This is a genomic window from Candidatus Cloacimonadota bacterium, from assembly GCA_011372345.1.
Classification (GTDB): Bacteria; Cloacimonadota; Cloacimonadia; order Cloacimonadales; family TCS61; genus DRTC01.
Genome location: DRTC01000097.1, coordinates 1 through 3,359, shown reverse-complemented (window position 1 = coordinate 3,359; position 3,359 = coordinate 1). Strand labels below are relative to the sequence as shown.

Below are 3,359 nucleotides of genomic sequence, written 5' to 3'. Positions count from 1 at the left end.
TTATATGAATCTATAGAAGCCATTGAGAATGAAGATTACGAGCATCTTTCGGAAGAATTAGGAGACTTGCTGCTGCATATTATCATGCAATCTCAAATTGCAGATGAGGAAGGGAAATTTTCCATAAAACAGGTTCTTTCAAAGATCAATAAAAAACTAATTCATCGGCATCCGCATGTTTTTGAAGAGAAGAAAAAATATAATGCGAAACAGGTAAAATATAATTGGGAAAAGATCAAACAAAAGGAAAAGGAAAACTCCCGGAAATCGATCATCGACGGAATTCCCAAAAGTATGCCCGGTTTGATAACTGCCCAGAGAATGCAGGAAAAAGCAGCAGCTGTCGGTTTTGACTGGCAGACAGTCGAACCTGCGATCGAGAAACTGGATGAAGAGATCAAGGAATTTGAGGAAGCTTTCCAAAAAAACGATCTTGAAGAAATGCAGAACGAACTCGGAGATATGCTCTTCTCAATCGTCAATATTGCCCGAAAACTGGGTTTCGATGCAGAATCTTCTCTGAAAAGAACGATCAGGAAATTTGAACGAAGATTCAAAAAAATCGAAGAATATCATAAAAATAAAAATGAAGAAATGCAGAACAGCAGTTTGGAGAAATTAGATGAAATTTGGAATATTGCCAAAAAGAGCGAACTTTAATCATAATCGCTTTATGACTTTCTATTTCGCAGTAGGAAGCCTGCTCATTTTGCTCTTTTTTATCATTTACACGAACTCACTCCTGAACAACATCAAAAAGGATGTACAGGTTGTTCCCGATCTTTACTCTAAGTTTATCAGCCTGCCGGATGATGTAAATCTGGAAGATTTCCTATTACAGTATTTTATGTCAGAGATCATTCCTAAAATTGATTATCCTATCATTTTAGCAGATAGCCTGAAAAAACCTTTTTCATGGGAAAATATAAAAGTTGAGAAAAAACCTTTTTCTCAATTGGGTGAGAAACAGCAAAAGTATATTCTGAAGAAGATCAAAAAATTAGAAGCCCAGAAAGCGATGATTCCGCTAAAATATAATCTCGAAAGCGATAAGGTTTTCAGTTATGTCTATTACGGTGAATCAAAAACAATGAAACAATTACGCATAATGCCGTATCTGGAAATTGGTTTAATGCTGTTTTTTGTTATTCTGGGAGTTTATGGATTAACCTCGATGCGAAGAACGGAAAGAGATTTACTTTGGGTCGGGTTAGCAAAAGAAACTGCTCACCAATTTGGTACTCCAATCTCTTCTTTACTCGGCTGGCTGGATATTCTTTCCACGAAATTCGAGGAAAAAGGTGATGATCCTGAAATGGTTACCATGCTGAATTATATGAAAACAGATATCGACCGGCTGCACAATGTGGCTTCCAGGTTCGGTAAAGTCGGATCAACAATAACGCACAATCCCAGCGATCTTCACCAGATAATTCTGGAAACTGTCGAACATTTCCGCAGGAGACTTCCCAATCAAACCAAATTAGAATTCGAGAGCAAGATCAAAGATATGGAGTTTAAATTTGATCCTGATCTGATCAAATGGACTCTGGAAAATATGCTGAAAAATGCAATTGATGCGATGCAGGGAAAAAGCGGAAAGATAACTGTCAATGCATTCAGAAATGATAATAAAACTATTATCAGGATTAAAGACGAAGGAGTAGGACTTCCGAAATCTATGTATAAACGGATATTCTATCCAGGAATTACGAACAAGGAAAGAGGCTGGGGTCTCGGTTTGAGCCTGGCAAAAAGAATTATCGAAGATTATCATCATGGAAAAATTCGAGTTCTGGAAAGCAAAATAAACGAAGGAACAACCTTTGAAATAATTTTATCGGAGGATTAAAATGATCATTTTATCACGAGAAGAGATGTATTTTATAGATAAATATACTATTGAGAAAATCGGTATTCCAGGAAAGACTTTAATGGAAAATGCCGGTAAAGGCTGCAGTGAGTCGATCAGGGAAAATTTTTTGAAACCAGGATTTAAGATCGCTGTTTTCTGCGGAAACGGGAATAATGGTGGTGACGGATTTGTGATTGCTCGACATTTGAAAAAATGGGGGTATTTCCCGACAATTTTTCTGGTTGGAAATCCCGATAAAATGAGTCCCGAAACATCTGAAAACTATCATTCCTGCCTTGATCTGAATATCGAAACACATCAATTCGGTGATTATGAACAATGGCAGAATTTTGATATTTCACTTTCCTATTTTAACCTTCTGATTGATGCTATTTTCGGAGTCGGATTTAGAGGAACAGTGCGAGGTTGGATTGCTAACTTGATCAAGGACATTAACGGTTCAGGTGTAAAAACGATTGCAGTCGACATTGCCAGCGGGATCGACGCTGATACGGGACAAGGTGAAATCGCGATAAAAGCCGATCATACTTATACGATGGCAGCCTATAAATACGGTCATTTCCTGGGAGAAGGAAGACAGAACAGCGGATTTGTACAAGTCATCGATATTGGTATCCCTGCAAAAATTTATTACAAATTCCCTCCCAAAGCAAAATTGATCACATCCAGAAATGCGAAATATCCAAAACGCTCATCATTCAGTCATAAAGGAGATTATGGAAGAGTCGGAATTATTGCCGGAAGTCCGGGATTTTCCGGAGCTGCAATTATGGCAGCAAGAGCGGCTTTGCGAGCAGGGGCAGGTTTGATCACTCTGTTTCATCCCAAAGGAATGGAATTGATCTTTGAAACACAACTTCTGGAAGTGATGACCTATTCCGTTCCTGAAAATGAAAAAGGGGAAATTTTATTTGATGAATTTTGGAAAAAACTGGAAACAATGGATGTACTGCTGATCGGTCCGGGCATTGGAACTTCTTCCCCAACGACAGATTTTATCAAAATAATTTTGGAAAAATGGGATAAACCTGCTGTTGTTGATGCGGATGGACTGAATATCCTGGCAAGTGACAGCAGAATTCTAAACATTATTTCAGGAAAGCCAATAATTCTTACTCCGCATATTGGAGAGTTTGCTCGACTTGCTGATAAAGAGATATCTTTAATTTTAGAAAATCCTTTAAAAGAATTAGAAGATTTCACCCGAAAACATAAAACAAATGTTCTCCTGAAAAGTGCAACTTCCGTTTTTGCAGACGGTTCGAACCTGATCTTCGATATTTCCGGTAATGACGGACTTTCAACCGGCGGCAGCGGCGATGTCCTCGCTGGCATTATAATTTCTTTTCTCGGGCAGAAATCAGCATTGAAAGATGCTGCTGTTTCTGCTTCATTTTTGCTTGGTAAAACTGCCGAGAAACTTTCCAAAATTCGAAAACCAGCTTCAATAATACCATCGGATATTATCGAGGAGATTTTTAAG

General features: G+C 38.1%; 3 protein-coding genes. All 3 read left to right on the top strand.

The features are described from left to right. A partial coding sequence (locus ENL20_01825) for a nucleoside triphosphate pyrophosphohydrolase (GenBank protein ID HHE37296.1) occupies window positions 1-660 on the top strand: 660 nt, incomplete at its 5' end. Next, complete coding sequence (locus tag ENL20_01820) at window positions 623-1,852, top strand: HAMP domain-containing histidine kinase (GenBank protein ID HHE37295.1); 1,230 nt, start codon at window positions 623-625, stop codon at window positions 1,850-1,852. The genes ENL20_01825 and ENL20_01820, both read left to right, overlap by 38 nt. A gap of 1 nt (window position 1,853) precedes the next feature. Then, on the top strand, window positions 1,854-3,359 hold a 1,506-nt coding region (locus tag ENL20_01815; protein HHE37294.1), incomplete at its 3' end, for an NAD(P)H-hydrate dehydratase.